Below are 4,460 nucleotides of genomic sequence, written 5' to 3' on the forward strand. Positions count from 1 at the left end.
CCTCTAAAATAATTGGTTTCTCTGGTACTTGACGCTTAGAGCTTTTACCTATAGGAGCATTCCCCTATAGAACCCCATAACTCTAGTTTTCAAGGTGCGTTCATCCTGCGATGACTGGGTTTTTTAAGCGGTTGCTTACCCTGCCCGCTATTCTTAATATCATACATCAGATAAAGTCGCCCTAAAAGGGCGAGGCTTTAAACCCAATTTTTCGGTCAACTTTTTAATTTGATTCTAAAGATTTATGACAAATAGGGGGGTATGTAACATCTGCTACCCGTAGCCGTAAAGGGCAAATGATAGGCTATGGATGTGAAGACAGTCCCCTCACCCAATGGTGATCCCCATGTTCTCCCCACTTTTTCCGCTTCTACTCCTACTGCTTTCCTTCCTTAGTCTTCTCTGGTATCAAAAAACCGATAATGATATTTTTAAAGCCCTTGCCGTTAGTAGTTTAATTTTTGCAATTATTTGGGGCTTAATTCTCGTTCATTGGTCAATTCACCTGTTGGGACTGCTGTTATTGTTAAAATTCAGATCCCCCGCTTTCAGTTTGGTGCGCGTGCCTAGATGGTAATGGTTTGACCCTAATCTTCCAACTGTCCGGTAGGTACTTCGATCGCTTGTACATCGATCGTACCGGGAGGGGTGAGAATAATAAACTTACCCCCTGCCACTTTTAACGGTTCACCACAGTTAGGACATTGGCATTCTGTGCGATTAAAACCCGTAAATTCGTAGCTACAGACGGGACAGCTATCTTCAACTAAATTGCGTCGCAACCACCAGCGAAAAATCCCCCAAGCAATGACAGGGGAAAATATCAGGAATGCCACGAGAATTAAAAAACTATTGACTAACCAACCCAGTCCGATCGAGCCTAACAACAATCCGACTAAAATCAAAGATAATAAACAACCCAAACCAGAATCATTGACAGAATAGCTGCGGAAAAAGTTGTTATTCACGGCTCAACCCTCGATTCATCAAAGCTGCAATTATCTTTAACCTAACACATCCCTAACACATTTCCACGGTTAAATCTTCTTTTTTGCTCACCGGGTCCTCGCTCTCTTCTGCTTTGGGTTTAGTTTTGATCGAGATTATCCAGATTGACATCCTCATCAAATCTGCTGGCGAGTAGGTCGTCTGCTCGCTTCAACTTGTTATAATAGTCAGTCCCTATCCACCATATCTCTAAAAACCATGAGCGATCCTCGTCTATCTCTAGTTGCCGCTGCCGGAAGATTTTATCAACTGGGTTGGATGCTTGGCACGGCGGGTAATTTATCCGCTAAAGTTGATGATCATAGTTTTTGGATTACTGCCAGTGGCAAAAGTAAAGGTAAACTCACAGAACAGGATTTTGTGCGCGTGGATCTGACGGGAAAAGTCAGAGAATTAGCTCATCGAGATAATCGTCCTTCGGCCGAAACTAGCATTCATCAGGTGATTTATTGTCTCTTTCCCCAAGCGCAAGCTTGTTATCATGTCCACTCAGTGGAAGCGAATTTAGTTTCCCGTTTTGCTCGCGAGGACAAGTTATCGTTACCTCCCTTAGAAATGTTGAAAGGTTTAGGTATTTGGGTAGAAAATCCTCAAGTATTTATGCCGGTTTTTGCTAACTATCTCGATGTGCCGAAAATTGCCGCAGAAATAGAAAGTAGATTCTCAACTTTCCCCCCGGAAATTCCCGCTTTACTGATTTCTTACCATGGTGTGACGGTGTGGGGTGAGTCTCTAGAAACTACCGAGAATTATTTAGAGATAGTTGAGTATATTTTTCGTTATCTAGTGGCAGCCTATCAGGTAAAACCTTGGTAAACCTTAATTTAGACAAGGTAATAAAAGAAAGACTGCCGACATTTACCAAGGCGCCACCCAGATTCGAACTGGGGGTAAAGGTTTTGCAGACCTCTGCCTTACCACTTGGCGATGGCGCCGATCAAGCACTACTTATCCTAGCATAACAGTTGGCAGTTTGCCAAGACTGGAACCCAAGAGTTGAGCGATCGATCTATAATTTATGCAGCAGTTCTCTAATATAGTGGGGGATTTCAGGCTTAAAAAAGCTATTATGATGAGAAATCAAAGATATTTACTAACTTTTATCGGTTTATTGGCTTTATCCTTGCCAGTACAGGCTAATAATGCCGTTTACCTTAGCCAAAGTTCTAATCCTGCCACGACTTTTGACAGTTATCGTCAAGAATGTTTACAAAGAGCGCGCGCGGAGGGATTAGCTGCTGATGTGGCCAAAGACCTATGCGACTGCACGATTAAAAAATTCCAAGCTCGTTACAATCTACAGCAATTCCGCACCCTCGTGCAGAAGTCGAAAACTGATAAAGCTGCCGCTAGGACTTTAGCGAGTGTGGGAGAAGCTTGTTTTGATGAGATTTTGTATGAATAGCAGGGATAGGGTTTTTTTAGCCATGACATTGACACTCCCTGCTACCCGCTCCGGCACTTATAGACAGTCTTCACCAGTAATTTAGATAGTCAACAGCTTATTTTTGAGTATCAAGACGATTATCAATGGCGATAATTTCTCTCTCAAATTCTTTAGGAATGCCTCTCGATTATTAATAAGTTCAGGTGTATTATACTAAATCCTGTTTTAAAAGTATAGGAGGGTAGGGAGTGGGGAATTAGGGAAGTAGGGAGTGGGTTTTAAAAGTTCGATTGGCAGTTAATCGCACTATTAAAAAACGATTTTGTATTATTATCTAAATTCTTGGAGATTGTTGCTGTATAATCGTAATGACTGACCCCGCTTTTCATCTGAACTATGCCTATTCCAGATTTTCAATCGATTATGTTGCCGCTATTAAAAATACTTGCAGATGGCAAAGTTTATAAATATCGAGAAATTTTTGAAGCCTTGGTCAGAGAGTTTCAAGTCACGGAAGCGGAAAGAAAAGAAATGCTTCCCAGTGGACAACAAGAAATTTTTGCTAATCGAGTCGGTTGAGCAAAAACCTATTTAAAGAAAGCGGGATTAATTGAGTCACCCCAAAGGGCAACTTTTGTAATTTCTGAGAAAGGAAAAGAAATCTTATCTCAAAATCTAGACCATATCGATACAAAATTTCTCAGGCAATTTCCTGAGTTTCAAGAATTTACTAGAGTCAATAAGCAAAATGAAACTATTACTCTTGAAAGCAATTTATCAACTTCTGATCAAGAACAAAACCCAGAGGAATTACTAGAAAACTCCTATCAAGAAATTCGTCAAGCATTAGCGACAGACTTACTTTCTATTCTGCGAAAATTATCCCCAGATGCTTTTGAAAAATTAGTAGTAGAATTACTGGTAAAAATGGGTTATGGTGGCTCGATTAGAGATGCAGGTAAAGCAGTGGGTAAGAGCGGTGATCAAGGGATTGATGGAATAATAAAAGAAGATAGACTCGGTTTAGATATAATCTATATTCAAGCCAAAAGATGGGCTGATAATAATGCCGTTGGTCGTCCAGAAATCCAGAAATTTGTCGGGGCATTAGCGGGACAAGGAGCCAAAAAAGGCATTTTTATCACTACTTCCTATTTTACCCAAGAAGCTTTAGAATATGCCCCCAGAAATGAGATAAAAATAGTGCTGATTGATGGGGAAGAATTAGGTCAATTGATGATCGATTATAACTTAGGTGTATCGACCAAAGAAATCTATGAAATCAAGAGAATCGATCATGATTATTTTGGGGATGAATGAGAGAGAGAGGGGGACAAGGGTTACAGAAAACCGCCATGGCGTTAAAATAGATGGAAAAAATAGAGGATAAAAACTATGGACGGGATGACCTTTTTTCAGAAAAGTGCGGGACAGTGGAAATCTCAGCGCACCACCCATCATTTACCCTTTCGACGCGCAGAAACCGGCGATTCCGAGATTTATGTGGAAGCTTTAAGCGCCGATAACCCGAAAATTATCGCTATCTGTGAAATGCACGAAGTGGATCCCGCCAAGGCGGTGGGGGGTGCCTTTGTCAGTTGGGATGGTTCGATGCAGTGGGACAAAGAAAACGAAAATCATCAAGGAACCACCGTTTTTGCGCTAATTCCCGACGAAGATAATCCCCAAGCTGGTGTTCTCCTGCGGGAGCGAGGTTATGCGGAAATCATTCCCGTGGCGGGCCGTTATCACATTGATGAACAGGAAGGTTTAGTCTTAATTACAGAATACGAAACTATGACCTCGATCGAGCGTTTTTGGTTTGCCGATACCGATTTACGTCTCCGCACTAGCACAGTTCAACGTTTTGGCGGTTTTAATACGGCCACTTTTTGTGCTGAATCCCGCAATCAGTCATCGGAGTCAGTCTCTGGTGATTCCCCCGAACCTTCATCCTATTCGATTAGTGGCTGGTAAATCTAGGAGACACGAGACAGGAGACAGGAGACAGGAGACAGGAGCCAGGAGCCACGAGACAGGAAACAGGAGACAGGAGACAGGAGCC

5 protein-coding genes, 1 tRNA gene and 1 pseudogene are annotated in these 4,460 nt (G+C 42.0%); 5 read left to right on the forward strand and 2 right to left on the reverse strand.

Annotated features, from left to right (window positions below; genetic code table 11):
- Positions 1-334 precede the first annotated feature (334 nt).
- Positions 335-577, forward strand: a complete 243-nt coding sequence (locus IM500_RS24525) for a hypothetical protein (protein ID WP_045357690.1) — start codon at positions 335-337, stop codon at positions 575-577.
- A 10-nt stretch (positions 578-587) separates the two neighbouring features.
- Here IM500_RS24525 and IM500_RS14215 read toward each other — a convergent pair whose 3' ends face one another.
- On the reverse strand, positions 588-968 hold the full coding sequence (locus tag IM500_RS14215) for a hypothetical protein (protein ID WP_147073966.1): 381 nt from the start codon (positions 966-968) through the stop codon (positions 588-590).
- A gap of 238 nt (positions 969-1,206) precedes the next feature.
- On the opposite strand from IM500_RS14215, the gene mtnB reads away from it, so the two are divergent.
- On the forward strand, positions 1,207-1,824 hold the full coding sequence (gene mtnB / locus IM500_RS14220) for a methylthioribulose 1-phosphate dehydratase (protein WP_061431084.1): 618 nt from the start codon (positions 1,207-1,209) through the stop codon (positions 1,822-1,824).
- 48 nt (positions 1,825-1,872) lie between these two features.
- Here the strand turns inward: mtnB and IM500_RS14225 are convergent.
- Positions 1,873-1,943, reverse strand: a tRNA-Cys gene (locus IM500_RS14225).
- Between the two features lie 134 nt (positions 1,944-2,077).
- Here IM500_RS14225 and IM500_RS14230 point away from each other — a divergent pair.
- The 3 genes and pseudogenes from IM500_RS14230 (at position 2,078) to IM500_RS14240 (ending at position 4,372) form a co-directional block, all read left to right on the forward strand.
- Entirely contained in the window at positions 2,078-2,413 is a 336-nt protein-coding gene (locus IM500_RS14230; protein ID WP_147071731.1) for a hypothetical protein, read from the forward strand.
- Positions 2,414-2,791: 378 nt separating this feature from the next.
- Positions 2,792-3,715 (forward strand): annotated as a pseudogene (locus IM500_RS14235) (restriction endonuclease).
- 75 nt (positions 3,716-3,790) lie between these two features.
- The gene (locus IM500_RS14240) at positions 3,791-4,372 is read left to right on the forward strand and encodes a phycobiliprotein lyase (protein WP_190722369.1); all 582 of its coding nucleotides are present in this window, start codon (positions 3,791-3,793) and stop codon (positions 4,370-4,372) included.
- Positions 4,373-4,460: the final 88 nt, after the last annotated feature.

This window comes from Microcystis sp. M179S2, from assembly GCF_020245805.1.
GTDB classification, from domain to species: Bacteria; Cyanobacteriota; Cyanobacteriia; order Cyanobacteriales; family Microcystaceae; genus Microcystis; species Microcystis aeruginosa.

Coding starts and splice junctions, on each gene's coding strand:
- IM500_RS14230 (WP_147071731.1), top strand. CDS start 2,078: ATGATGAGAAATCAAAGATATTTACTAACTTTTATCGGTTTATTGGCT.
- IM500_RS14240 (WP_190722369.1), top strand. CDS start 3,791: ATGGACGGGATGACCTTTTTTCAGAAAAGTGCGGGACAGTGGAAATCT.
- mtnB (WP_061431084.1), top strand. CDS start 1,207: ATGAGCGATCCTCGTCTATCTCTAGTTGCCGCTGCCGGAAGATTTTAT.
- IM500_RS24525 (WP_045357690.1), top strand. CDS start 335: ATGGTGATCCCCATGTTCTCCCCACTTTTTCCGCTTCTACTCCTACTG.